This window comes from Spirosoma harenae (assembly GCF_054776975.1).
Genome location: NZ_BAAHBD010000009.1, coordinates 147766 through 174149 on the forward strand (window position 1 = coordinate 147766; position 26384 = coordinate 174149).

The window sequence follows — 26384 nt, forward strand, 5'->3', positions numbered from 1 at the left end:
TGATAACCTTTTATTCTCACTCAAAACCCAAAAACCCAATGATCGCTAAATCATTAGCTGTACTATTCGCAGCCGCATGCACAAGTTTAACCTGCCTTGCGCAGGGAAGCCAACCAGCTATTGCTGAGGATTTTAAACCCTCTACGCTGAACCAGCCGGGACAGGAATACCCCCAAGTGAACTCTCAGGGCTACGCTCGATTCAAGATTAAGGCCCCTAAAGCCGATAGTGTTCGGGTGAGCTTAGGACTGGGTGGACGAGGAGGTACCATTCTCACCAAAGGGGAAGACGGTTTCTGGACCGGCACCACAGCCGGGCCGCTGGACGAAGGTTTCCACTATTACAACGTAACGATCGATGGAGGAAAGTTTAACGACCCCGGCGCACAGAATTACTATGGTTCCGTTCGGTGGGAAAGTGGCATTGAAATTCCCGCCCACGATCAGGATTTTTATGCATTAAAGGACGTACCACACGGAAATGTGCAGCAGATTCTGTTCCCATCCAAAAGCACCAGTACGTCGCGTCGGGCATTTGTATACACGCCACCGGGTTACGAAAAGGAAAAATCGAAAAAGTATCCGGTACTGTACTTGCAACACGGTTGGGGTGAGGACGAAACGGCCTGGAGTAATCAGGGCCACGCCAACCTGATTATGGATAACCTGATCGCCGAAGGCAAAATCAAGCCCTTTATTATCGTGATGACCTACGGGATGACCAACGAGGTGAAATTTGGCAAGATTAGGGAGTTTAAAATCGAACCCTTTCAAACGGTCGTGGTCGACGAATTGATTCCATATGTGGACGCTAATTTCCGTACGCTGAATAACCGCGACAATCGGGCTATGGCGGGTCTGTCGATGGGCGGCATGGAAACCAAAATGATTACCCTCAATAAGCCAGACGTTTTTGGGTATTACGGTTTACTCAGTGGTGGTGTTTACGCACCGGAAGATCTGAAGGACAAGGCGAAACCAAAGCTTGTGTTTATCAGCTGCGGCAGCAAGGAACGACCCGACGGGGTAACAAAATCGGTAACGGATCTGAAAGGGGCGGGGTACAATGCCGTTTCGTACATCTCCGACAAAACGGCCCACGAATTCCTGACCTGGCGTCGTAGTCTGCATGAGCTTGCTCCATTGCTGTTTAAGTAAAAGATTTCTTTTCGACAGGATTCTCAGGTTTTCTTACACCGAAGCTATTTAAACTTTATTTAACCGTTGCTTTTGTCATTCTGACGAAGGAAGAATCTTACAGTTTACTAACTCATCTGCTTGGATGCCTTAAGATTCTTCCTTCGTCAGAATGACAAAAGCGCTTAGTCAAACTACCGTAAAAGTTCAAACAGGCCTTCCGGAAATCCTGTCAAAAAATATTCCCTTAGAAGATGATGAAAAGTTTATTTCTAAAAAGCCAGTACATAGCCATTGCCGTGATCCTAGGATCAACGGCTTATGCGCAAACCATCGACAAAGAAATGCCCAAAGGATTCGATCAGGTGCGTACGGGCATTGCCACGGGTAAATTGGATTCGATTCAGTACGAATCTAAAACCGTGGGTACTACCCGTAAAGCATTGGTGTATACGCCACCGGGTTATTCCAAAAAGAAAAAGTATCCCGTTCTGTATCTGTTGCACGGCATCGGTGGTGATGAAAAAGAATGGCTCAAGGGGGGAAACCCACCTGTAATCCTGGATAACTTATACGCCGACAAAAAACTCGAACCCATGATCGTGGTGATGCCAAACGGACGCGCCATGAAAGACGACCGGGCAGTTGGTAACATCTTCGACAAAGACAAAGTCGAAGCGTTCGCTACGTTTGAAAAAGATTTGCTGAATGATCTGATCCCGTTCGTCGAGAAAAAATATTCGACCCTAACTGATCGCGAACACCGCGCCATTGCCGGGCTATCGATGGGGGGCGGACAATCGCTGAATTTTGGGCTGGGGAATCTGGATAAATTCGCCTGGGTCGGTGGGTTTTCGTCGGCTCCCAACACGAAGCCCCCGCAGGAACTGGTGCCCAATCCGACAGACGCCAAAAAGAAGCTGAAACTGCTCTGGATTTCCTGTGGCGACAACGACGGCCTGATTACGTTCAGCAAGCGTACGCATGACTACCTGTATCAGAACGACGTACCGCATATTTATTACGTTGAACCGGGCGTCCATGATTTCAAAGTCTGGAAAAACGGGCTTTACATGTTCTCCCAATTTCTGTTCAAGCCGGTTGACGTATCATCCTTAACCAAATACACGCTCCTAGGCTCACCGGCGTCTACCAACATTCGGAATGCCAAATACCCGCAGATTTTACCGGACAATCGGGTTGTCTTTCGGGTGAAAGCCCCGGATGCTCAAAAGGTACAGATCGATCTGGGCAAGAAATACGACATGGTGAAAGATACAGCCGGATTCTGGAACGTAACCACTGATTCCGTCAGCCGGGGCTTTCACTATTATTCCTTGCTCATTGACGGATTACCTACAGCTGACCCTGCGAGTGAAACGTTTTACGGCATGGGCCGAATGGCCAGCGGCATTGAAATTCCCGACAAAGACGGTGACTACTTTGCCATGAAGGACGTACCACATGGCGACATCCGTATTAAACGTTACCTGTCGAAAGCGTCGAATACCTGGCGGGAAATGTACGTATATACCCCACCGGGCTATGACCAATCGAGCAACAAATACCCGGTGCTGTATCTCCTGCATGGTGGGGGCGAAGATCAGCGTGGATGGTCAACGCAGGGCAGAACGGGCCTTATCCTCGACAACCTGATTGCGGAAGGCAAAGCTAAACCGATGGTGATCGCGATGCTTGATGGAAACATGACTATGCAGGGCGGACTGGCCGGTTTCAACGAGAATGTGCTACGTTCCTTTGAGAGTGAATTGAAGCAGGGAGCCATTCCGTTTGTGGAAAGCAATTTTCGGGTAGCTGCCGATGCCAAGAACCGGGCGCTCGCCGGTTTGTCGATGGGTGGTTTGCAGACGCTTTATGCAGGCATCAAGAATACCAATCTGTTCTCGTCGCTGGGCGTGTTCAGTTCGGGCTGGTTTGCCAATAATCCCAAGCTGTCGGACCCGCAGTATGCCTTCATGAAAGACAATGCCAGCACGATCAACAGCAACCTGAAAAACCTCTGGATTTCGATGGGCGGGAAGGAAGATATCGCTTATCAGAACTGTCAGGTTATGATGAAAAAGTTTGATGAGCTGGGCGTCAAATACAACTACAGCGAATATGCTGGCGGCCACACCTGGCCGGTCTGGCGGCACGACCTGTTCATGTTTGCACCGTTGCTGTTTAAATAACTAGTTAACTAAACCCCCAATTTTTACCATGAAAACGTTATTCTTTGCTCTATTCTTATCAATTGTCAGCTTGACAGCATTTGCCCAAAACCCAATTGATGGTAACTGGAAAGGCAGTCGTGAAACGGCAAACGGCACTTTTGACGTAAACTATACCTTTAAAGTAGAAGGTAACAAATTGACAGGAACATGGAAGACTCAATTTGGAGAGGCACCATTACAAGAAGGCACTGTTGATGGCAAAAAGATTTCGTACACTATCACGCTCAACGACCGTAAAATGAGCTACACGGGCGAGTTAGTTTCTGATAAAGAGATAGTTGTAAAAAGTGAGCGTGGTGAGATGAAGCTTGCCAAGCAGTAAGGAAATGGTACCCTTTACTTGCGCAAAAATCAGCCAGCTAAAGGGTACTTTCATTTTTTAAGGCGGTTTGAATAGATTTTTAATCGTCTCAAAGTCAACCGTATATCTCAATGGTTTTACTAAGAAATCTCAGGGCTATCAGCACGGCCATTTTCATGATGGGAACGGTCTCCGGATTTTCCCAATCTGTTCCTTCGTTAAAAGACGCGTTTAAAAAAGATTTTGGCATCGGAACGGCGCTCAACAACGCCCAGATTGAGGAACGTGACCCTCAAACGACGGAGTTTATTGCCCGGCAGTTCAACATGGCGACGCCCGAAAACATCATGAAGTCGGCGCTGATTCATCCGAAGTGGGATACGTACGATTTTTCCATGGGCGATAAACTGGTTGAGTTTGGCAAGAAGCACAACATCAAAATCAATGGGCATACGCTGATCTGGCACAGTCAATTACCGCCCTTCATTCGCGGAATTCGTAGTCAGGATTCCATCCGAACCTTTTTTACGGAGCATATCAAAACAGTTGCTGGACACTATAAAGGCAAGGTTTTTTCGTGGGACGTCGTGAATGAAGCCCTTAATGAGGACGGTACGTTGCGGAAGTCCGTTTTTCTGCAAAACCTCGGCGACAATTACATTACAGAAGCCTTTCGACTGGCTCAGGAAGCCTCGCCCGGTACGGAGCTGTATTACAATGATTACAACAACGAACAACCTGCCAAACGCGCGGGCTGTATTACGCTGATCAAGAAAATACAGGAGGCTAAGGTACGTATTGATGGCGTAGGCATTCAGGGCCACTGGCACGTTGGGAAAGTACCGCTGAAAGACATCGAAGAAAGCATTCTTCAGTACGCGGCCCTGGGTATGAAGGTCATGTTTACGGAACTGGATATCGAAGTCCTGCCGCGAAATTTTCAGGGTGCCGATGTGGGACAACGCATGACGGCGAACGAACAGTCAAATCCCTATACAGCGGGTCTGCCCGACAGTGTCCAGCAGCAATTAGCCGCTGATTACGAAGCTCTTTTCAAGCTATTTCTCAAACACAAAGACAAAATTACCCGGGTGACGTTCTGGGGTGTCAACGATGGGCAGAGCTGGCTAAACAACTGGCCCATCAGAGGCCGAACCAATTACCCGCTGCTCTTCGACCGGAACAATCAGCCTAAACCAGCTTTCGAAAAAGTCATTGCGTTGACGAAGTGAAAGCGGAGCTAAGTCCATGATATATTATCCACTGCCCGTCTTCTCTAATTTCTGGAACGACGCTACAGTTTAGCCAGCCGCTGATATCTCAGTTGAGACTACTAGGGCTATGGATTATTTTCTTTTAACTATCAATGAGTCAAATTCTTATGAAACGAACCTACACGACACTTGCCCTTATTGCTTGTTCACTGACCGCTTTTGCACAATCTAATAAGACGCCCAAAGATCAGCCACTAGTGTCGCACATCTACACAGCTGACCCTTCTGCCCATGTTTTTAACGGTAAGATTTACATCTACCCATCGCACGACATTGACGCCAAGGATGTTAAAGAAGACGATGAAGGTGGCCATTTCGCCATGCGTGACTACCACGTGCTATCGATGGACAAGATTGGTGGACCCGTTAAAGACAACGGTGTAGCGCTCGATATTAAAGATATTCCGTGGGCGGGTCGTCAGCTTTGGGCACCTGATGCTACGTATAAGAACGGAACGTATTACCTCTATTTTCCAGTAAAGGATAAGCAGGACGTGTTCCGTATCGGTGTGGCAACCAGCAAAAGTCCGACCGGGCCATTCAAACCAGAAGCGGAACCCATCAAAGGCAGCTACAGCATCGACCCCGCCGTATTTCAGGATACTGACGGAAAGGCATATTTGTATTTCGGAGGTATATGGGGTGGCCAGTTACAGCGCTGGGAGGGTAACAACTATGATCCTAAAGGGGCGTTGAAGCAAAAAGACCAGGTGGCCTACCTGCCCCGCGTCGCCCGATTGAGCGCCGATATGAAGTCGTTTGCAGAGCCCGTTCGGGAGGTGCAGCTACTGGATAAGGATGGCAAACCGTTTTTGGAAAAAGACAACGACAAGCGGTTTTTCGAAGCGGCCTGGCTGCACAAATACAAGGGTAAATACTACTTCTCGTATTCCACCGGCGATACGCACAATCTTTGTTACGCCATCGGCGACAATCCATATGGCCCTTTTACATACCAGGGAATTCTACTAAAACCCGTTCTTGGCTGGACGAATCACCATTCCATCGTGCAGATAGATAACAAATGGTACCTGTTCTACCACGATGTCCAGCTCTCTGGAAAGACCCATCTGCGGAATGTGAAAGTAACTGAACTGACGTATAATTCAGATGGTACGATTAAGATTATTGACGCGTATAAGTAGCGGTTTACCCCTAAAGGGGACTTTGTTCATTTGCGAATTAAGTCCCCTTTAGGGGATTTAGGGGTGAAATCGACTTAAAAACCTAAATCATTTCCTCATGAATAGACGAATCGCCTATACCCTGATTGCCTTATCCGTTGCCTTTGTGGCACCCGAAAAAGGGTTGAAAGATTATTACAAGGCTTATTTCCCGATTGGCGTGGCTGTCAGCCCACGTATGGTACAGCCCGGACCGGATGCGGAGTTTATTAAAACTCAGTTTAACAGCATGACGCCCGAAAATGCGATGAAAATGGGCCCAATTCATCCAGAAGAGAATCGCTACAACTGGAAAGATGCAGACGCCATCGCTGATTTTGCCCAGCAAAACAACATCAAACTACGGGGACATACCCTCTGCTGGCACAATCAGACCCCTCGCTGGTTCTTCACCGACTCCACCGGCAAAACCGTTAGCCGGGACGTACTGCTCGCCCGTTTAAAGCAGCACATCACCGACGTAATGGGTCGCTACAAAGGGAAGATTTACGCCTGGGACGTTGTGAATGAAGCCGTTCCTGACACCGGAACTGGTATCTACCGCAAATCGAAATTTTACGAAATCATCGGCGAGGATTACATCGAAAAAGCGTTCCAGTACGCTCACGAGGTCGACCCGTCTGCGCAACTGTTCTATAATGATTACAATACCGAAAATGCCTCAAAACGGGAACGCATCTACCAACTGTTGAAGAAACTGAAAGATAAGAAAGTGCCTATCAATGGAGTCGGCTTACAGGCTCACTGGTCTATCTACGAACCTACTGCGCAGGAGCTGGAAGAATCGATCAACAAATTCGCTAGTCTGGGGCTAAAGATTCAGTTTACGGAAGTAGACATGTCGGTGTATCCTAAAGAACACGAGCGACGAGCCCGGCGGGATACGGACAAAAGCGAGTTTACGGCGGAAATGAATGATAAGCAGGCGGCTCAGTACAAAATGGTATTCGATATCTTCCGCAAGCACCGCGACAAAATCACTGGCGTTACATTCTGGAACCTGACCGACCGCTATTCCTGGCTGGACAATTTCCCCGTTCCGGGCCGCAAAGATTACCCTTTACTGTTCGATCAAAATGGCCAGCCCAAGAAAGCCTATGAGAGCGTTGTGAAATTCTAAATAGCTAATAAGGCACCTAATTGATACATTTTGTGTGTGGGTAATTAAAGAGGATTTTAATGTTCAGCTATCTTTTGAACGAATAGCAAGAATGTAACATAGCCAAAGAATCGTGTAACATGCTTTTGCTGTGTTTTGCATTATATCAACATAAATTTGTTCTCAATGATTACGCTTCTCTATGGTTTACTAAATAAAGTACTAACGACCTCACTTGTTACCAGTAATTTATTGAAAACCAAAACGGGGCTTTTTTGTGGTTTTTAATTTAAGGATAAGTTGAGTAGAAACATAGGCTGACTCGATTTTTACAAAAAACTTCAAGTTAACCAGCAAGCTATTTGTTCAGAAAAAACGGTGTACCTATTTACGTTATCCTTCATTTTTAACTTTATACTTATCAAGCCTTCCCTTTCAGCCTATGCATAGACAAGCATATTAAATAAAAAAGTCAGTAATGTTGGCGCATTACTGACTGGTAAGTACCCCCAATTTTCGGCTAGAAAAATCATCCTAATAGGATGTAGGGATTTTTTTGTCTGTATTAAAAAAACAAACCCTTAAAATTATGATAAATCAATTACAAAATCATGTTTTGCTGCTAAAACACATACGGCCAGGGCTCAACCTGCTTCTGGTGATGTACTGCCTGATAACAACCGCCTGGGCAAAGGTTGCTGATCAACCTATTACGGGCACTGTACGGGATGAAAAAGGTGATCCTTTGGTGGGCGTAAACATTCAGATTAAAGGAACAACACGCGGTACTGCCAGCGATGCTCGGGGCACTTACCGGATTGATGTCCCCAATGCCAATTCAGTACTGGTGTTCAGTTATATCGGGTATAAGAGGCAGGAAATAACCGTTGGTAATCAGTCATCCATTAATGTATCGCTGGAATCTGATGCCGGGTCATTGGAAGAGGTGGTCGTGGTGGGGTATGGTACTCAGAAACGATCTTCTCTGACGGGTGCTGTATCGACCGTTACGCCTAAAGAAATTACGGCGCTCCCTGTGCCTAACGTAGCCTCTGCGCTTCAGGGACGCGTCCCCGGTGTTTCGGTAGTGAACAACGGTGGTCCTGGTTCATCGCCTATCGTTCAGATTCGCGGTATTGGGTCAATTAGTTATGGGTCGGGGCCATTATACGTGATCGACGGCGTGCCGACTGGCGATTTAAATAGCTTTAATACAAATGACATTGAGTCGCTGGAAGTATTGAAAGATGCCAGCTCGGCGGCTATTTATGGATCGAGGGCGGCCAATGGGGTCATTCTGATTACCACTAAAAAAGGTGGCCGCGATAGCAAAATTCGGGTAACTCTTGACACATATGTTGGTACCCAAAGTGCCAGTCATAAAATTGATGTGCTTAATCGTGATCAGTATGTGCAATACGCTAAAGCCCTGACATCCAATGCGGGAATAGCCCTGCCATCGCGCTTGAACAATCTTAATACCCCAATTTACGACGGGGCTACGCAAACCTTTGCTCAAACCGAAACCAACTGGCAGAATGAGCTATTCCGCAATGCCCCTATTGCCCAGCATCAATTATCGCTATCGGGCGGTAACGCCGTTTCGCGATTCTTTGCGTCGGGTAGCTATTTCAAGCAGGATGGTATTATGCGGGGCACAGATTTCGAACGGGGTTCTCTTCGGTTGAACTCCGATCATCAGGTCGCTAAATTCCTATCAGTTGGGCAGACACTCACAGCCGCTTATAGCAACCAACGGGGCGAAACTACCGGTGACCGGTCGCAACTAATGCACGCGATCCGGATGATGCCCTACTGGCCGACAATGGACCCAACCAAAGTAGGTGGATTCAGTGCACCAACAGCGGCCGATGGTTCGGATCCAGAAAACCCACTTCGTGCCCCAGCGATGGACATTACCCGAACGAAGTTTCTGAAAGCCTTTGCTACCATCTATGCGGATGTGAAACTGACCAGTTATTTGAAATACCGATTTAATTATGGCGTTGACTTAGGCTTTTCAAACGGCAGTACGTTTAACCCAATCTATAATGATGGCTACGTACAGCGGAGTTCGGCGACTGTTTCTCAGGTTCGCAATACCAATATTGCTCAGACCATTACCAATCAGCTTACGTTTGATAAATCATTTGGTAAACACAATCTGAGCGTATTGGCCGTTGCGGAAACCCAGAAAGTACTATCGACTGGTTTGACTGGATCGGGTACCCGACCCAACAATGATTTAGATGTAATTCAGGGGGTTAGTAACCCGGCTATCACTAGTACCCGTGGCGAAACTGATCTGATTTCGTATGTCGGTCGGGTCAATTATGATTTCGATGGGAAGTATTTGATAAGTGCTTCGATTCGGCGGGATGGTTCGTCGCTGTTTGCACCGGGGAATAAGTGGGGAAACTTCCCTTCGGCCTCCGTAGGCTGGCGTATCAACCAGGAAAACTTTATGAAAAGTATGCCCAATCTTTCTGAGCTGAAGCTGCGGGCCAGCTACGGAAAAACGGGCTTCAACGGAATTGCTAACTATGCCTGGCAGTCGCTTGTATCGGCCGATGCCACGGCCTATCCGTTCGGCTCGGCCAACAGTCTGGGCTCATACTTCAACTCATTGGGTAATACAGAACTGAAATGGGAAACTACCGACATGGTGAACGTAGGCTTAGATGTTGGCCTGTTCAATAACCGGATCACCTTTACTGGTGAAGTATATAACCGGTTTACGGATGGACTTATTCTAGGCATCCCCATTCCTAACTCGATTGGCTATAGTAATGCTCCTGTGGCTAATATAGGTAGCATGAAAAACTGGGGCTACGAATTTCAGGCGGGCTATAATTACGCCAAAGGCGATTTTCGCTGGAACCTGTCGGCTAACATTGGTATCACCCGCAACCGAGTTTTAAGTATGGCAACACCAACAGGAAATATTTATGCCGGATCGAATGCGGACTACGGTGGATCTGACATTACCAAAACCGAAGCGGGACAACCAATTCAGTCGTTTTATGGCTACGTAGTGGAGGGCATATTTAAATCAGTTGATGAAGTATATAGCGCCCCGGTTCAAAACAGACCTGCTACGCGTGATGCCGATAATCCGGCCAAAAATACCTCAGCTGGTGATATTCGCTTTAAAGACATAAATGGCGATGGGAAGATTGATGCCGCTGACCGCACGTACCTGGGAAGTTATCTGCCTAAATTCAACTACGGAGCCAACTTTAGTGGTACGTATAAAAACTTCGATTTTACGTTGTATCTGCAGGGAACCTACGGCAACAAAATCTATAACGGTACCAAAGTCGTTACCCAGGGAATGTTACGTCTGTTCAACGCGGGTCCGGACGTGCTAAATGCCTGGACGCCCACCAACATGAATACGAATATACCACGGGCGGTAGCAGGTGATCCGAACAACAACAGCCGTACATCGGATCGGTTTATTGAAGATGGCTCGTACATGCGAATCAAAAATCTGACCATTGGCTATTCAATTCCTACCAAAGTTCTGGGTGGCCTGACCAGTAATGTGGTGAACAAAGTACGGGTGTACGTATCGAGCCAGAACTTGCTGACCTTGACCAAATACACGGGCTATGATCCGGAAATTGGTTCGCGCAACGGAACCCTGTTACGCAGTGGCATCGACTACGCCAACTATCCGCAGGCCCGTACTCTGCTGGCTGGACTTCAGATCACATTTTAACTGACTTAACGAACTTAAATCATACGTTTTCTATCTATGAAAAGGCACTATTTCTCAACCGGCGTTTTGCTGATTGGCCTGGCCGTTGGGTGTAATGAAAAGAACCTGGATCAGCTAAACCCAAATGCGGTTACCACCGACAGTTATTTCCAGACGGATATCCAAATCAAGAGTGCCGTCAATGGAGTTTATGCGGCTCTTCAATCCACAAACCTGGTCGCCCGCGAGTGGTTCTTTACCCACGATCTGCGTTCTGACGACGTAGCGGCCGGTGGTGGCCAGCTCGAAACCCCTCGTAACCAGTTGTTATTGGGTGTTCAGAGTACCGATAATGGACTGGTAAGCTCTGTCTGGACAGGTGCGTACCGGGTTATTCACCGAGCCAACGTGGTGATCGACAAGGCATCCGCTTCGAAAACATTAACGGCTGCCGTATCGAATCAGGCCGTTAGCGAAGCGAGATATCTACGCGCCTGGTCCTATTTCGAATTAGTAAGTATGTGGGGTGGTGTTCCGCTCTACAAAAATTATGTTACCTCCATTGCCGGATCGTTACCCCGCTCCTCAGAGGCTGATGTTTATGCCTTCATTATTGCCGATCTGAAAGCGGCTCAGGATGCCCTTCCAGTTACCTATGATGCGGCTAATCAGGGCCGCGCTACCAAAGGAGCGGCTCAGATGCTACTGGCTCGGGTGTACCTCCAACAGGGTGATTATGCTAATGCGAAGACGGAACTTCAGAAAATTATCAGCTCTGGAACCTATGCCCTGGTCGATGAATACAATGATAATTTTATCGAAGAGACCGAGTTTAATAAAGAGTCGATCTGGGAAGTGAATTTCTTACCATCGGGCGGTACGTTCAACTGGAATGGTGATGCTGACGGGGCGTCAGCAGGTGAAGAAACGGTTCGGACGCAGGAATATTCGGGCATTGGCTGGCGGAATATTATTCCGTCGAACAGCCTGCTGGCTGAATTTGAAAAGACCAGTAAAGGCGATGCCAAGACTGATCCTCGTTATGCGAAATCGGTGTATACCACTGGGGATAAATACAATAACGGTCAAACTACCCTGACTGACGAAGTACAGAATGGTAATAGCTCAACCGTAGATGGCAAAGTACAAAAAATAAGCTGGCGGAAATTTACCCTGATGTATAAAGCCGGTGTTTCCACAACGGGTGGTATTAACCAGAGGATTATGCGCTATGCCGAAACGCTGCTGGCGATGGCGGAGTGCGAAAACGAGTTGGGTAACCTGACCAGCGCCGTTTCGTATCTGAACATGATCCGCAATCGACCCAGCGTTGCCATGCCAACGTACCCAACGGCTAACTATCCTGTATCGACCAAAGATCAGGTATTTGATGCGATTGTTCACGAACGTCGGATAGAGTTAAATGGTGAAGAAATCCGCAACCGGGATATTTTGCGCTGGCGGAAATTAGGCAAATTGAAAACCGAACCGATTTCTTATTTCCAGAAAGGTAAACATGAATTACTGCCGATACCGCAACAGGAAATTGACAATAATCCGAATATCGGCGTAAAAGGCCAAAATCCTGGTTATTAGGCATTTTTGGATAGGTAGGTTATCAGACAATGACACCGGAGTTTCTGGTGTCATTGCTATATTACGGGAATTAACAGACGATTTTTATGAGACGGTTGTGGCTAGGAATGATCTGGATAGGTTTGTTGAGCAGCTTGTTAATGGCTTGTCAACCGGCAAGTCCAACCCGGTTTGAGCGACTATCCAGCGATCATACGCACGTAACGTTTACGAATAAACTCACTCCGTCCGAACAATTGAATGGGTTCACATTCACCAACTTCTACAATGGTGGGGGCGTTGGCGTTGGCGATGTGAACAACGATGGCTTTGCGGATTTGATCTTTACGGGCAATCAAATTAGTTGTCGGTTGTACTTGAATCAGGGAAAACAAGGGAAAGATGCTTTTCAATTTGAGGATATTACCGAACCTGCCGGACTAACTACTGATCGCTGGTGTTCAGGCGTTTCGATGGTTGACATTAACCAGGATGGCTGGCTGGATATTTATATTTCGGTTGCGAGCCACCCAACGCTGAAGCATACCGAGAATTTGCTATTTATCAATCAGGGAGTCAAATCTGGAAAGCCGGTTTTTAAGGAAATGGCGGCTGAGTATGGCCTGGCCGATCCTGCTTTCACCACCCAATCCGCTTTTTTCGACTATGATCTCGACGGTGATCTGGATGTATTTCTGCTCAATACGGCTCCCGATTTCCAAAACCCTGCCCACGTTCGTCCGGTCGTTTCTGATGGATCACATCCGAGTACAGGTAAATTGTATCGAAACGAAGGGACTAGTAGCCCCAAAGGGCATCCGGTTTTTAAAGACGTATCGAAAGAGGCTGGAATAACCTATGATGAGCTAGGTTTAGGTCTGGTAATTAGTGATTTGAACAAAGATGGGTATCCCGATATATACTGTTCCAATGACTTTACCAGCAGTGATATCTTATATCTGAACGATGGAAAAGGGCATTTTACCAATGCCATCAAGCAATCAATGGCTCATACCAGTATGTACGGAATGGGCGTCGATGCCGCCGATCTGAACAACGATGGCTTGCCCGATCTGATGCAATTAGACATGCTTCCCAAAGATAATAACCGTCTTAAAATGATGCTGAGTGGACAGGATTATGACCGGAAGCAACTGAGCATTTCACCCCAGTTTGGGCATCAGATGCAATACATGCGTAACTGCTTACAGATGAACTTAGGGGCGGTTGCCCCGAGCCCTCTGCCCTCTGCCCCTTTATTTTCCGAAGTTGGCTTGATGGCGGGCGTGGCACAAACGGATTGGAGTTGGGCAGCCTTACTCGCTGATTTTGACAATGATGGCTGGAAAGATATGTACATTACCAACGGCTATCGGAAAAACGTGACCGACCGGGATTTTATCACGTTTACCGAAGATTTTTCCGGGTTTGGAACAACCGAATACAATACCAAAAAACGTCTGGAACTACTCGATAAAGTGCCTGAGATTCCACTGTCTCATTATGCGTTTCGAAATAAGGGTACTGGCTCATTCGATGACGTGTCTCAAAATTGGGGACTCCACGATGAGTCGTATGCAAACGGGGCTGCTTACGCGGATTTCGACAATGACGGTGACCTGGATTTGGTTGTTAATAACGTCGATGGCGAGGCCTTTGTGTATCGAAATCAGAGTCGGGAACAAGACCCCACGAAACATTATCTAGCCATCAGTCTACAAGGCGACTCCCTAAACCGACAGGGAGTTGGAGCGACGGTAACGCTCTGGTCGGGCGGGACTATGCAATACGGCGAGTTATCCCTTGTTCGTGGGTATTTGTCCTCCGTAGAGCCAAAATTACACTTTGGGCTAGGTAGCCACACTAAAATTGACTCGTTGCGTGTCAGATGGCCCGATGGACGCGTGGAAGTTAAACGTAACTTACTTGCTGATCAGATAATTACGCTAACGCACTCACGGGCTTCGGTCAGCAATAAACGTAGCCCATCCGTTCCGACCAAACCGTTATTTGCGGATGTCACGACGAATTATCCGATTGATTTTGTTCATGTCGAGTCAGACTTTGTCGATTTCAAACAGACAGCGGCCATGCACAAAATGCTATCCCGTTCGGGCTTTGCACTGGCGGTCGGCGATGTAAATGGCGATGGCTTAGACGATTGCTTTCTGGGCAGTTCCTACCGGGGAAATCCGGCCTGCCTCTTCTGGCAAACGGCTTCCGGTACTTTTGCGAAACATCCGTTTCCGGCTATAACTGAGCAGGAAGCGACGAGTGCTTTGTTTTTTGATGCCGACGGGGATAAAGATCTGGATTTATATGTGGTATATGGAAGTAACGAGCGTCCAGAGAGCGAGAAAGCCTTTTATCAGGATCAATTGTATCTCAATGATGGGAAAGGCGCTTTCAGTCAGGCATCCGCCGGAACATTACCCGATGTTTCGGGCAGCGGTTCCTGCGTAGTCGCTACTGATTTTGACAAAGATGGCGATCTGGATTTGTTTGTTGGCGGTCGTCAGATACCCGGCCGTTATCCATTGCCCGCTCGTAGTTATCTTCTTCGAAATGAGCGGTCGGCGCAGGGGAATCGCTTCATCGATGTCACCCAGCAGGTATGCCCCCAACTCATGCAGGCCGGTATGGTATGCTCCGCGCTTTGGTCTGATTATGACCGCGATGGCTGGGATGACCTGGTACTGGCTGGGGAATGGATGCCGCTAACTATGTTTAAAAACACCAAGGGATCATTTCAGGCCACCTCGCCAATTCAAATCCCCAATTCATCGGGCTGGTGGAATTGCCTCGCTCAGGGTGATTTTGATCAGGATGGTGATCTGGATTACATTGCCGGAAATGAAGGGCTGAATACGTTGTACCGACCTTCTGAAAAGGAACCCGTCAAATTGATAGCTCGTGATTTTAATAATGACGGCACAATTGATCCGCTGATGGGATACTACATAAATGGGGTATGCTATCCGGCCGTACCGCGCGATGCCCTGAACCAACAGGTGATTCAATTCCGACGAAAATACCAGCGATTTGCCGATTACGCAGCAGTTACCTTCGATGAACTACTCTCCGACGACGATCGGAAAGGAGCCTATCAGGTCCAGGCAACGTATCTGGAAAGTGCGTATATTGAAAATCTAGGTCAGGGAAAATTTGCTATTCACGCCTTACCGCAGCTCGCCCAGGTTGCCCCTGTATACGGCATTGTTGCCCACGATTTCAATCAAGACGGCCACCTGGATATAGTATTGACAGGAAATTTCTACCCTAACGAAGTTAATATGGGCCGCCAGGATGCCTCGGTAGGTGCAGTATTATTGGGCGATGGCCGTGGTCATTGGAAATCGCTTAACCCCACCGAAAGCGGTCTGCTAATTCGCGGAGATGCCCGATCGTCTGTGTTACTGGTTGCACCAAACCAAAAAAAGTGCCTACTTACAGCCATCAACTCACAAGGGTTAAGAATAAATCGTTGTATTTCACTATAGCCTGTAAACGATCCTGTCCTGAAAAGTCACCAACGTAAACTATTCGCTCATTCACTTAAAAATCCATGAAAACACAATTTATATCACTCTTAATCAGCTTACTTGTCATTCCCGCTCTGGCTCAGAACAAGGTAACGGTCAACCCGGAAGAAGCGAATGTAACCATAAACCGACACATCTATGGGCACTTTGCCGAACACCTTGGCCGCTGTATCTACGGTGGGTTTTACGTAGGCGACAATAACAAAACGATCCCCAACAAAAACGGGGTTCGTCTGGATGTAGTCGAGGCTTTGAAGAAGATGAAAATCCCGAATCTGCGGTGGCCGGGCGGATGCTTTGCCGATACCTATCACTGGAAAGACGGTATTGGTCCGAAAGCCAAACGCCCAAAAATCGTGAACACCTGGTGGGGGGGCGTAACAGAAGATAACAGCTTTGGCACGCACGACTTCCTGAACATGTGCGAATTACTGGGCACAGAGCCCTATCTGACCGGGAATGTCGGCAGTGGCACTGTACAGGATTTAAGTGACTGGGTGCAATATGTCAACTTTCCAACCAACAGCCCCATGTCAGGTCTGCGGCAGCAGAACGGGCGGGAAAAGCCCTGGAACGTCAAATTCTGGGGCATAGGCAATGAAGCGTGGGGCTGTGGGGGCAACATGAAGCCCGATTATTACGCCAATGTTTACCGGCAGTACAGCACTTTTATGAACGGGCAGGTGGGTAAGGACAAGATTTTCCGGATTGCGTCAGGGGCCAGTGACGACGACTACAACTGGACTGAAACGCTGATGAAAAATATTCCGCTCACTCTGCTCGAAGGCTTAGCCGTGCACCATTATTCGGTGTTTGGCTGGAAACCGAATGAGAAAGGATTAGCCACCCAATTTACCGAAACTGACTACGCCCACACAATGCATGAAGCTCTGAAAATGGATGAGTTCCTGACGAAGCACTCGGCCATCATGGATAAATATGACGCGCAGAAAAAGGTGGCGCTGGTAGTTGATGAGTGGGGTTCATGGTATGAAGTCGAACCAGGTACGAATCCAGGTTTTCTCTATCAGCAAAATACCATACGTGATGCGGTGCTGGCCGGGACCACGCTCAACATATTCCACAAGCACGCAGATCGGGTACGTGTAGCGAATTTAGCGCAGGCTATCAACGTATTACAGGCAGTTATCCTGACTGATGGCCCTAAGATGCTGCTAACGCCGACCTATCACGTGATGGAAATGTACAGCGTTCACCAGGACGCAACCCTGCTGCCTGTCGACGTAAAAGCTGAGGACTATAAAGTGGGCGACTACAAACTGCCCGCCGTATCGGTGTCGGCTTCGCGTGACAAAGCAGGGAAAACGCATGTCTCGCTGGTTAATATCGACGCGGGTAAACCACAGACTATAACCGTCAATTTGAAAGGGATTAACGCGAAAACCGTATCTGGCCGCATCCTCACCTCAGCGAAAGTGCAAGACCACAATACGTTTGCCCAACCGAACAAAGTAAAGCCTGCGCCTTTTACTGGCGCCAAACTGGACGGGGATGAACTATCCGTAACTTTACCTCCGGTGTCGGTAGTGGTACTTGAACTGTAATGACCTGTCCGCGATCAATATGAATCCAGCTTGCGGCAGCGTATAGCCAAAGGCTGATTAGTGATCAGTTTTCAGTAAACGATTGCCGGAATGCTAACGGCGTAAGCTGAGTCTTTGCCTTAAATAACTTACTGAAGGATTGCTGGTGCTCAAAGCCTAGCGCAAAGGCGATTTCGCCCACTGAAAGGTCAGTGGTGGATAATTGCTCTTTCGCCCGCTCAATGAGCTTTTCATGAATGTGCTGCTGGGCGGTTTGCCCAGTCAGCACTTTTAATAAACTGCTCAAATACTTCGGTGAACTATGTAGAGCCTCAGCGAGATAGTGAACCGTTGGCAAACCGTTTTTCAGCAACCCATCCTGGCGAAAATAGTCTGTCAATACATCTTCCAACCGGGCCAGAATCGCGTGACTACTGATCTTTCTGGTAATAAATTGACGATGATAGAATCGCTCAGCATAGCCTAGCAGGGTTTCCAGCTGAGAGATGATGATTCCCTGGCTAAACGTGTCCATATTGGCCTGATATTCCCGCCAGATCGTGTCAATGATGGTATTTATGACCGTCTCTTCTTTATCAGAAAGAAACAGGGCTTCGGCCACCGAATAGTCAAAGTACTCGTATTGTTTGATAGCTTTAGCCAACTGTGTATTCCACAAAAAGTCTGGATGAATCAGGAGCATCCAACCCGAACGCTGACTGGTCGGGTCCGGGTCCGGCTCAATTCGAAATACCTGATTAGGCGCAATGAAAAACATGACACCTTCGTCAAAATCGTATTCCTGCTGACCGTATTTAAGTTTGGCAGCCATGCCCCGTTTGATGGAAATCTGGTAAAAATCCAGTACCCAGCTGATTGAACTCATCTCCGGTGTCCGTTGGATGGCGCTGTAATCGACCACGCTGATAAGTGGGTGTTCGGGTTTGGGCAGGCCCCTGAGCCGGTGAAACTCGCTGATGGTTTTAATACGCTGAATGGTTGACATGACTATAGGATGATTGTTGATTAGAGCACTACACAGAATGAATTTGCTGGGTAAAACTCATGACTACCAGGGCACTTCACCACCGTCTTTATAGAATTTTCCGGTTGCCACGTCATCCGGTTGAGTGGCGATTTGCACAATCGGCCTGGCCCCTTCTTCGGCCGTCTTAAAGCCTTTATGCTGATTGAGATCGGTAGCGGTATACCCCGGTGTAACGCTGTTTACGCGGAAGGCTGTCCCTTTCAGTTCATTCGCCAACATAATCGTAAAGGCATTCAGGGCTGTTTTGGTTGATCCATACGCACTATACAAATCCCAGTTCAGACTCTTGCCTTCACTTGCCTGCAGGGTCAACGAACCGACTTCGCTCGATACATTAATAATCACCGGCTGAGCCGACTTGTTCAACAGCGGCAGGAATTGTTGCGTTGTTTGAACTGTGCCGAAAAAATTGGTGTCAAACAGGTTGCGTAAAGTAGCCATCTCGCCAGCAGCAAACGTCTGGGGCTGCTCACCACTGATCCCAGCATTATTGATTAAAATATCCAATGCATCAATTTTTGATTCTAACTCGATTCTGGCCTTTTTGACAGATTCCAGGCTGGTTACATCAAGCTGGATACTAGCTATCTGAGTCAATCCAGCGGCTTTCAGCGTTTCGACAGCTTCACGACCTTTTTGCTGATCACGGCTTCCGATGTAAACCCTGTAGCCTAGTGTCGCCAGTTGCTTTGCTGTTTCGAAGCCAATTCCTTTATTGGCTCCTGTTATTAATACGGTTTTCATGGCAAATCCTGATTATTCGTTATTGTAAGCGAAGGCGAAATCCTGAGCAAAGTCAGCCAGTTTTACTCTACCCAATGTTGGTTGGTGCCGGTAATAATCTTCGTACAGTCTGCCATTGCCCTGACTGGTCTGCATCTCAACAAACCCTTTGGCCACCTGCTCATTAAATCCGATGGACAGCCAGTTATCCAGCAGTTGCCCGTCGGAAATGACGTTCCATTGCAGATCTGGCTTACTAATGGCTTGCCCCAATGCATTGGCAATTTCATTGGGCGATACTTCATCGCTAGCCACGTAGCGTACCATACGGCCTTCAAACGGCAGGTCCATCTCTTCACTAACTACCGCGGCAATATCTTTGGGCGACACCCAAGGTTCTTTAGCATCCCCGCCGTAGTTGGAAATAATAGCTCCCTGCCGTTTAATGGTAGGTATAAACGAGAGCATATTAATGTAAAAGCCAACGGGACGGATGAATTTGATGATAACCTCAACGGGTAGTTGCCGCAGGATCTGTTCGACGTTATAATGAAATAGCAGAATGCCATTCCCCTGATCCATGTCTGCGCCAATACTGCTGAGGTGAACTACCTTTCTGACGCCTGAGCGCTCAATAGCCTGCTTGTAATGCTGTCCAATCTGGGTGATCTGACCAATAAAATCGACTGACTTATCAAAGCTATCTCCAACGGCCTCCATGGTTTCCATGAGGTACACAATATCGGCACCGGTAAATGTCTGGGTCAGGAAATCAGGGTCCTGCATAATACCGATGGCGGCCGTTGCGCCCATGCCTTCAATCTCTTTTTGTCGTTTCGGGTTACTGCTGATAACGGTAATGGTGTGCCCTTTTTGCACCAAATCCTGAGTGAGTGGTTTACCAATATTACCCAGCGATCCTGTTAATACAATGTTCATGTCTATGACTTTTGGTTGAGGCAAAAGTCCGCAGTAGGGGCAAAACCGTTTTAGTCAAAAGGCAGAATGTTGTAGTCAAAGTGCTGTTATAGTTTTTCTATTCCCTGTTAAACTTTTAAAGTGGCCGAAAGGAACGGTACTAGAGTAGTGAAGGGGTCGTTACCAGGGACAGCTGGCTGGCTCAGGAAAATATTCCTCACTGATAAACTTGCCCGTTGGTCCATGCTGATCGATGAGCGCATACTTGGCAATCCGTTGTCCTGCCTGCTGCACCGTGCTGGTGCCTTGATGGCCGGTAAAATCCGTTTGTGTATAACCCGGACAAACCATATTTACCTTGAAAGATGTATCACGAAGCTCGTACGCTAAGTTAATCGTGTACATGTTGAGGGCGGCTTTACTGGACTGGTAGACAGCTAATTTAGTGTGATAACTGCTGCCTGACGAGTCGGCGGCTAAGCTCAGCGAAGCCATCGCCGTCGTTACGTTCACGATACGGGGCTCAGGCGACTTTCTGAGCAAATCGATAAACGCTTGCGTGACGCGCACCACCCCAAACAGATTCGTTTCATAGACTTCTTTAAACTGATCAATTGGGCTACCAAGAGACGACTGGGGTGATCCGCCAGAAATACCTGCATTGTTAATCAATACGTCCAGTACTTGCGTTTTTTCGCCGATCAATGCGCGGGCGGCCCGAACCGATTCATCATCCGTGACATCGAGTTGTATGGCTTCAACCTGGCGGATTCCGTCAGCGTGAAGCTTTTTCACTGCCGACAACCCATTGATCAGGTTACGGCTACCCAGATATACAAAGAACCCGTTTTGAGTGAGCTGTTTTACGACTTCTAAGCCAATTCCTTTATTAGCTCCGGTTATTAAGGCTGATTTCATTTTGTTAATTGCTTTTTGAACAGTGCAAAAGTCGCCCGCCCAAAATCAACTCACATGGACAAATCACCTCAATTACTGGACAAACTATGCTGGTCAGCCAGAAAGTCACTCACGTTCTTACCTGTCCTTTTCTTAAACAGTCGTGAAAAATAAGCCGGGTCGTTAAATCCCAACTCGTAAGCCAGTTCCTTTACCGACGGGGAGGAATACTGCAACTTCCGCTGCGCTTCCTGAATCAGTCGGTTGGTCATCCATTCTTTGGGCGAAAGACCTGAAAACTCCTTGACGATATCATAGAGACGACTCGGCGTCATGGCCAGTTGTTCAGCAATCGTGTGCACATCACGTTGCTCGGTGAGTTGTGTTTCCACAGCGATTGTGAAGGCTACGTATTTTGACAACTTGGGGTTTGACGGGATCGGCTGATCGTGGTACTCGAAGTAAGCGCTGTTAAACTCAGTCAATAACGCATTTAAATGCGCGAGAATAATGTCCGCTTTTTTAGACCTCCCAGGCGAGTGCAAGAGTTGAAATAATATGGCCAATACCGCCTTTACCCGTTCCCTGGCATCTGGCTTGAAAGTAATCGTGTTTGCATTTAGCGGATTGACCAGAAACGGGAAAGCCTGTGGAAGCATTGCCAGGGTATTCTCATCAAATCCAATTTTATACTGTTGAGTATCTTTATCAGGCGAAGGATGCGCGAAGATTTGGTTAGGTCTCCCAAAAACCGCTTCACTATCGGAAATGGTAACCGCTTGCCCGTCTACCTGAAAGGTTTCTCGGCCCTGATCTACAAACACAAAATAGTAATAAGCGAGTTTGTGGGGTTGAAGCAGTTTCGGCCAGACCGCTTCTGGAAGGGGTATAACGCAATTTTGATTCACCGTGATCGGTAACGTATCATGGTGTTTGATTTGGTTCAGTAATCCCTTCGTTTCTACCACGGCTTATCTTACTGTTTTAGACTCTGCTAACAGGAATAAATAGACTTACGTTTCGCCAGAGCCAGTTTTCAACCGCAACGGCTAACGTCAATCAAAAATAATAACTGACTTCCCAATCGGTTTACCCCGACGAGCTTCCTGGTAGGCTTCTCTGACGTTGGCGATCGAGTACGTCTTATCCAGCACAATCTGTAGGTTAGTCTCAGCTAGCTTAGTTAACGTGTTGAGCCCTTCAACGGTCGGTTTGAGGATCAGGATTTTGAGTTTTTTCCCGGAAAAGAGATTGTTGATGAATGAATAAAGGAGCGTCAACGGCGAAGGAAGCGTATTAACAAAGACGGCTCTGTGTTTCATCAGGCGCTTTGCCTCCGGAAAGGTTAGCTTGGTGGATAGGTCGATAACGGCGTCAAATTGCTGGTTTAGAAGCTTGATGTCGGCTTTTGTATAGTCGATAACTGCATCCGCACCCCATTTTTTTGCTTCCGCAACGCCTTTCGTACTGACAACCGCCGTCACTCGGGCACCACGTTTTTTGGCAATCTGCACGGCAAATACGCCAATCCCACCCGTAGCTCCGTTGATCAATACCTCCTGATCAGAGCCGACTCTGGCCAGCTGATCCATAATTTGCAGAGCTGATAGTCCGGTTACGGGCAAGGCAGCTGCCTGTTCAAACGACAGATTAGCAGGTTTTAGGGCAATAGCGGTCTGGTTAACGGCAATGTAATCGGCCAGGGCTCCGCCTTTAAATGCATCCAGTATCCCTATGATCGCATCACCCATTTTAAAGCGGGTAACGGCGCTGCCGGTTTGTTCGACAATACCGGAGAAATCGATGCCCACCGATTTAGGAAAGCCAGATCCCGACATCAGTTTCATTTCTCCGCCATACACCTTCCAATCTAAGGGATTGATCGAAACCGCTTTTACCCGGATCAGCAGTTGATCCTTCTGGATACCTGGCACCGGTTGCTCGACTAACTCCAGCACGCTCTCGTCGCCAAACTGGTTATACATTACTTTTTTCATGGTATTTTTATATTTAATTGATCAGGACGCCCAACAACGCTGGGCAGTTTATGACAGGTTATACGCGTTGTTCAATTCGTCCAATACAGGATAATTAGATGGGAAGCTTTTGCCAAAGGCACCAGACCGGTCGATCCGTCCTGTGCGTTCGCTTCGGCGGTTTCTGAGAATAGTCCACTTTTCATTGCCATGTAGTTGAATGATTACACCGCAAAATTGCGCCTGATAACGAACTGTAAATAGCACAAAAAGCCGAAAAAACAGTCGAATCCGACAGGGCAAGGCAATCAGGATGATTACTACGTAGGTGCTCCTGTTGTATTGGTATTTAGGGTCGTGAGCGGTATGATCCGGTTTGTCCGATCGGACTGATTTATGGTCTCATTGGAATATTTTCCAGTATAGAACCTTCCGAGATTTGTCCAGTATTTAAATCAGGTATCATGGAAAATCACAAAAAACCGTTCATTACAGGCCCTAAAGAGGGAAAAAGCGTTTCCGTTGTTGGCGATACGTACCGAATCCTGATCAGTGGAGAAGACACAGGAGGGGCTTTCGCTACGATTGACATGCTGATACCGCCCGGTGGTGGCCCTGGACCGCATGCCCATGCAAATTTCGAGGAATCCTTTTATGTGATTGACGGCGAAATCGAGGTCAAATCTGAGTTTGGCAACTATATAGCGACCAAAGGATCATTTATTTCCATTCCGAAAGGGGGCGTGGTACACGGCTTCAAGAATAATAGCGGTCAAACGGCGCATTTGCTCTGCACGGTGGTACCCGCTGGCCTGGAAACGTTCTTCGAGGAGATTGGTCAACCTGTTGCTGCCGATCAGTTCCTTCCTGTCCCCCATTTTGATGAAGAAACCATCAAAAAATTACAGGCTATTGCCAACAAGTACGGCCAACAAGTATTCCCACCCGATTATCTGGGTTAAACCGCCTATTACGAATACGAGTAGCGCTTAGGGTTTAGCCCATAATGCTTTTCAAAGAGTCGACTGAAGTGGCTCAGATTGGAAAAGCCCAGCTCATAACCCACCTCGCCAACGGAATGCTTACCTTGTTTCAAGAGGAAAGCGGCTTCTTCCATTCGGGCTTGCTGGTAATAATTGTAGATCGTGGTGCCAAACGTTTGTTTGAAAAGTTGTTTTAGTTTGGTCTCGCTCATGGCAGCGACCTGAGCCAGTTCACGGAGTATCGGTGGCACGCTCAGGTCGCTGATGATCTCATTGCGTATATACAGAAGTCTTTCTGCATCAGCGCTGTTAATGGTTTGATGAGCAGCACTTTCCCGTAAAGCCAATTTATGAAAAACCAGATAAAGCAGCTCCTGCACTTTGATCTGCATGTAAAAATGGCTCAAGGGATCTTTCATGTCCACAGCAGCCAGGTTTTTAAGCAGCAGCTTGGTCTCAGCGGCCATGCTTTCGAAGAAAAGAAAGGAATTGCCACTGCCGGTGATGGTTTGGAGTACCGAGTTAGGCTCGCTAACGGCTAATAATTCGGTCAGACGGGGCGGATTTATAGCAACAACCACATAATAAATCTGTTGATGGGCTGGAAAGCGGATGGTTGAACTGAGATCGTTGGAAGTAACCTGGATGGCCGACTCATCGCGCTGCGAAAACAGTACCTGGGGATCATCGTTATAAGCGATCTCAAGTGACTGTTCATTACTGTAAAAAAAGACAGTAATCAGGTCATTTCCCTGACCGGACGTATTGCGATTGATGATCAGATCTTCCTTGAGCAAGTAGCGGTGTATAGTAATCTTGAAATCTGACCCGAAACGTAACTTGCGTATATATCCCTGTCCCAACTGTTCGGGTATTACCAGCAGGTCATCCTGTACCGTTGCCCGTATATGACGGGCAAAGTAAGTCATAAAGTCGAAATCGGCTGTAGCAGTAAAGCTGAATATCATGACGACAAAGCTCGTGGGTGGCAAACGTTTAGCAATAGTACACAATCGTACCGTAACTCCGTTGCGTTTGTAAGTATCTGCTCAGGGCCGCAAATTCGCCGGTTTGCTCATTGCTCAATTGGGTAACAAGCCAATAAGCCACTTTCCCCCAGCTCCTCTCTAGTTTTGGGAGAGGGGCTGGGGGAAAGTGGGTAAACCTTTAAAAGGTAATAACTCTATTCTGAACGAGTTTGGTTCGCGCTCTAAAAAGGTCGACAGCGACCGCCTTTCAGGGAATTGAGAGGTAAACTTGTTTACTTAAGCCGTTGGTCTTCCACCCGTTACGCCATAGATCATACCTGTGATATAGCTTGCTTCCTGCGACGCTAACAGCACATAAACGGGTGCTAACTCGACAGGTTGAGCGGGTCGTTTCAGTGGGGTATTGGAGCCGAATTTTTCGAACTGTTCGGGCGGCATGGTCGATGGAATCAAGGGTGTCCATACAGGGCCGGGGGCCACTGCATTGACTCGAACCCCTTGCTCCATTGCTTCTTCAGCAAAGGCTTTGGTAAAATTGACAATGGCCGCTTTTGTTCCAGCATATGCCAGTAGTTGAGCTTTGGGGTCGTATGCTTGAATCGACGTTGTATTAATGATGGAGGCACCGGGTTTCAGATGCGGCATTGCTGCTTTGCAGAGGTAGAACATCGCAAAGACATTGGTACGAAATGTTCGGTCAATCTCTTCCGCCGAGAGCTCAGAAATCGATTGGTGCGTCATCTGGAAAGCGGCATTATTGACCAAAATATCCAGCTGCCCCCATTCATCAACGACTCGCTGAACGAGTTGCTGGCAATGACTTTCCTGTTGAATATCGCCCTTTATAGCAATGGCTTTCTGGCCTGATTCTTCAACCAGACGTACCGTTTCCTGAGCGTCTTTATCTTCTTCGAGGTAAGCAATTAGTACATCGGCTCCTTCACGGGCAAATGCGAGTGCAACAGCGCGGCCGATGCCACTGTCGCCCCCTGTAATTAAGGCTTTACGACCTGTTAATTTCCCACTTCCCCGATACGACTCTTCGCCATAATCGGTCTTAGGATTCATGTCGGCCTCCTCTCCAGGAGTACTTTGGGTTTGTTGCTGTTCAAAGGGAGGTACTGGATACTGCTGGCGCGGATCCTGCATTTGGGTAAGATCTGTAGTTACCATCGTTTGTTAAATTGATTTTACTAACCTCACAGACGGATCGGTTAGCCAGGAGATTTGGTTTTGTGCACGCTTAAGCGACTACAAT

The 26384-nt window shown here is 47.6% G+C and carries 19 protein-coding genes; 11 read left to right on the top strand and 8 right to left on the bottom strand.

The annotated features are described in order from the left end of the window. Nucleotides 1-38 precede the first annotated feature (38 nt). The 10 genes from ACYVE4_RS13565 (at nucleotide 39) to ACYVE4_RS13610 (ending at nucleotide 17613) form a co-directional block, all read left to right on the top strand. The gene (locus ACYVE4_RS13565; protein ID WP_461040712.1) at nucleotides 39-1157 is read left to right on the top strand and encodes an alpha/beta hydrolase-fold protein; all 1119 of its coding nucleotides are present in this window, start codon (nucleotides 39-41) and stop codon (nucleotides 1155-1157) included. 236 nt (nucleotides 1158-1393) lie between these two features. Further along, nucleotides 1394-3328: an alpha/beta hydrolase-fold protein gene (locus ACYVE4_RS13570; RefSeq protein WP_461040713.1), complete on the top strand. Its 1935-nt coding sequence runs from the start codon at nucleotides 1394-1396 to the stop codon at nucleotides 3326-3328. Nucleotides 3329-3356: 28 nt separating this feature from the next. Next, nucleotides 3357-3692, top strand: coding sequence for a hypothetical protein (locus tag ACYVE4_RS13575; protein WP_461040582.1), 336 nt, complete (start codon nucleotides 3357-3359; stop codon nucleotides 3690-3692). A gap of 155 nt (nucleotides 3693-3847) precedes the next feature. Further along, nucleotides 3848-4903, top strand: coding sequence for an endo-1,4-beta-xylanase (locus ACYVE4_RS13580; protein WP_461040714.1), 1056 nt, complete (start codon nucleotides 3848-3850; stop codon nucleotides 4901-4903). Nucleotides 4904-5037: 134 nt separating this feature from the next. Further along, on the top strand, nucleotides 5038-6090 hold the full coding sequence (locus ACYVE4_RS13585) for a glycoside hydrolase family 43 protein (RefSeq protein WP_461040583.1): 1053 nt from the start codon (nucleotides 5038-5040) through the stop codon (nucleotides 6088-6090). Nucleotides 6091-6187: 97 nt separating this feature from the next. Continuing rightward, nucleotides 6188-7249: an endo-1,4-beta-xylanase gene (locus ACYVE4_RS13590; RefSeq protein WP_461040585.1), complete on the top strand. Its 1062-nt coding sequence runs from the start codon at nucleotides 6188-6190 to the stop codon at nucleotides 7247-7249. A gap of 568 nt (nucleotides 7250-7817) precedes the next feature. After that, nucleotides 7818-10952 carry a SusC/RagA family TonB-linked outer membrane protein gene (locus tag ACYVE4_RS13595; RefSeq protein ID WP_461040587.1) on the top strand — a complete coding sequence of 1045 codons (3135 nt, stop codon included), beginning with the start codon at nucleotides 7818-7820 and terminating at the stop codon, nucleotides 10950-10952. Nucleotides 10953-10988: 36 nt separating this feature from the next. Next, the gene (locus tag ACYVE4_RS13600) at nucleotides 10989-12527 is read left to right on the top strand and encodes a RagB/SusD family nutrient uptake outer membrane protein (protein ID WP_461040589.1); all 1539 of its coding nucleotides are present in this window, start codon (nucleotides 10989-10991) and stop codon (nucleotides 12525-12527) included. A gap of 86 nt (nucleotides 12528-12613) precedes the next feature. Beyond that, nucleotides 12614-16006, top strand: a complete 3393-nt coding sequence (locus ACYVE4_RS13605; RefSeq protein WP_461040590.1) for a VCBS repeat-containing protein — start codon at nucleotides 12614-12616, stop codon at nucleotides 16004-16006. A 65-nt stretch (nucleotides 16007-16071) separates the two neighbouring features. Beyond that, nucleotides 16072-17613 carry an alpha-N-arabinofuranosidase gene (locus ACYVE4_RS13610; RefSeq protein ID WP_461040592.1) on the top strand — a complete coding sequence of 514 codons (1542 nt, stop codon included), beginning with the start codon at nucleotides 16072-16074 and terminating at the stop codon, nucleotides 17611-17613. 64 nt (nucleotides 17614-17677) lie between these two features. On the opposite strand, the gene ACYVE4_RS13615 is transcribed toward ACYVE4_RS13610, so the two are convergent. The 6 genes from ACYVE4_RS13615 to ACYVE4_RS13640 all read right to left on the bottom strand — a co-directional run bounded on the left by ACYVE4_RS13615 (nucleotide 17678) and on the right by ACYVE4_RS13640 (nucleotide 23175). After that, nucleotides 17678-18604: a helix-turn-helix domain-containing protein gene (locus tag ACYVE4_RS13615; protein WP_461040716.1), complete on the bottom strand. Its 927-nt coding sequence runs from the start codon at nucleotides 18602-18604 to the stop codon at nucleotides 17678-17680. Nucleotides 18605-18661: 57 nt separating this feature from the next. Further along, entirely contained in the window at nucleotides 18662-19384 is a 723-nt protein-coding gene (locus tag ACYVE4_RS13620; RefSeq protein ID WP_461040594.1) for an SDR family oxidoreductase, read from the bottom strand. 12 nt (nucleotides 19385-19396) lie between these two features. Next, nucleotides 19397-20302, bottom strand: coding sequence for an SDR family oxidoreductase (locus ACYVE4_RS13625; protein WP_461040595.1), 906 nt, complete (start codon nucleotides 20300-20302; stop codon nucleotides 19397-19399). Between the two features lie 159 nt (nucleotides 20303-20461). Next, complete coding sequence (locus tag ACYVE4_RS13630) at nucleotides 20462-21199, bottom strand: SDR family oxidoreductase (RefSeq protein ID WP_461040597.1); 738 nt, start codon at nucleotides 21197-21199, stop codon at nucleotides 20462-20464. Nucleotides 21200-21267: 68 nt separating this feature from the next. Next, on the bottom strand, nucleotides 21268-22146 hold the full coding sequence (locus ACYVE4_RS13635; RefSeq protein ID WP_461040599.1) for a helix-turn-helix domain-containing protein: 879 nt from the start codon (nucleotides 22144-22146) through the stop codon (nucleotides 21268-21270). Nucleotides 22147-22233: 87 nt separating this feature from the next. After that, nucleotides 22234-23175, bottom strand: coding sequence for an NAD(P)-dependent alcohol dehydrogenase (locus tag ACYVE4_RS13640; RefSeq protein ID WP_461040601.1), 942 nt, complete (start codon nucleotides 23173-23175; stop codon nucleotides 22234-22236). Nucleotides 23176-23618: 443 nt separating this feature from the next. Here ACYVE4_RS13640 and ACYVE4_RS13645 point away from each other — a divergent pair, with 443 nt between their 5' ends. Further along, a complete protein-coding gene (locus ACYVE4_RS13645; RefSeq protein WP_461040603.1) occupies nucleotides 23619-24116 on the top strand; it encodes a cupin domain-containing protein in 498 nt (165 codons plus the stop codon). A gap of 8 nt (nucleotides 24117-24124) precedes the next feature. Here ACYVE4_RS13645 and ACYVE4_RS13650 read toward each other — a convergent pair whose 3' ends face one another. Further along, nucleotides 24125-25066 carry a helix-turn-helix transcriptional regulator gene (locus ACYVE4_RS13650; RefSeq protein ID WP_461040605.1) on the bottom strand — a complete coding sequence of 314 codons (942 nt, stop codon included), beginning with the start codon at nucleotides 25064-25066 and terminating at the stop codon, nucleotides 24125-24127. A gap of 336 nt (nucleotides 25067-25402) precedes the next feature. Continuing rightward, entirely contained in the window at nucleotides 25403-26299 is an 897-nt protein-coding gene (locus tag ACYVE4_RS13655; RefSeq protein WP_461040607.1) for an SDR family oxidoreductase, read from the bottom strand. Between the last annotated feature and the right edge of the window lie 85 nt (nucleotides 26300-26384).

Coding starts and splice junctions, on each gene's coding strand:
- ACYVE4_RS13565 (WP_461040712.1), top strand. CDS start 39: ATGATCGCTAAATCATTAGCTGTACTATTCGCAGCCGCATGCACAAGT.
- ACYVE4_RS13570 (WP_461040713.1), top strand. CDS start 1,394: ATGAAAAGTTTATTTCTAAAAAGCCAGTACATAGCCATTGCCGTGATC.
- ACYVE4_RS13575 (WP_461040582.1), top strand. CDS start 3,357: ATGAAAACGTTATTCTTTGCTCTATTCTTATCAATTGTCAGCTTGACA.
- ACYVE4_RS13580 (WP_461040714.1), top strand. CDS start 3,848: ATGATGGGAACGGTCTCCGGATTTTCCCAATCTGTTCCTTCGTTAAAA.
- ACYVE4_RS13585 (WP_461040583.1), top strand. CDS start 5,038: ATGAGTCAAATTCTTATGAAACGAACCTACACGACACTTGCCCTTATT.
- ACYVE4_RS13590 (WP_461040585.1), top strand. CDS start 6,188: ATGAATAGACGAATCGCCTATACCCTGATTGCCTTATCCGTTGCCTTT.
- ACYVE4_RS13595 (WP_461040587.1), top strand. CDS start 7,818: ATGATAAATCAATTACAAAATCATGTTTTGCTGCTAAAACACATACGG.
- ACYVE4_RS13600 (WP_461040589.1), top strand. CDS start 10,989: ATGAAAAGGCACTATTTCTCAACCGGCGTTTTGCTGATTGGCCTGGCC.
- ACYVE4_RS13605 (WP_461040590.1), top strand. CDS start 12,614: ATGAGACGGTTGTGGCTAGGAATGATCTGGATAGGTTTGTTGAGCAGC.
- ACYVE4_RS13610 (WP_461040592.1), top strand. CDS start 16,072: ATGAAAACACAATTTATATCACTCTTAATCAGCTTACTTGTCATTCCC.
- ACYVE4_RS13620 (WP_461040594.1), bottom strand. CDS start 19,384: ATGAAAACCGTATTAATAACAGGAGCCAATAAAGGAATTGGCTTCGAA.
- ACYVE4_RS13625 (WP_461040595.1), bottom strand. CDS start 20,302: ATGAACATTGTATTAACAGGATCGCTGGGTAATATTGGTAAACCACTC.
- ACYVE4_RS13630 (WP_461040597.1), bottom strand. CDS start 21,199: ATGAAATCAGCCTTAATAACCGGAGCTAATAAAGGAATTGGCTTAGAA.
- ACYVE4_RS13640 (WP_461040601.1), bottom strand. CDS start 23,175: ATGAAAAAAGTAATGTATAACCAGTTTGGCGACGAGAGCGTGCTGGAG.
- ACYVE4_RS13645 (WP_461040603.1), top strand. CDS start 23,619: ATGGAAAATCACAAAAAACCGTTCATTACAGGCCCTAAAGAGGGAAAA.
- ACYVE4_RS13650 (WP_461040605.1), bottom strand. CDS start 25,066: ATGACTTACTTTGCCCGTCATATACGGGCAACGGTACAGGATGACCTG.
- ACYVE4_RS13655 (WP_461040607.1), bottom strand. CDS start 26,299: ATGGTAACTACAGATCTTACCCAAATGCAGGATCCGCGCCAGCAGTAT.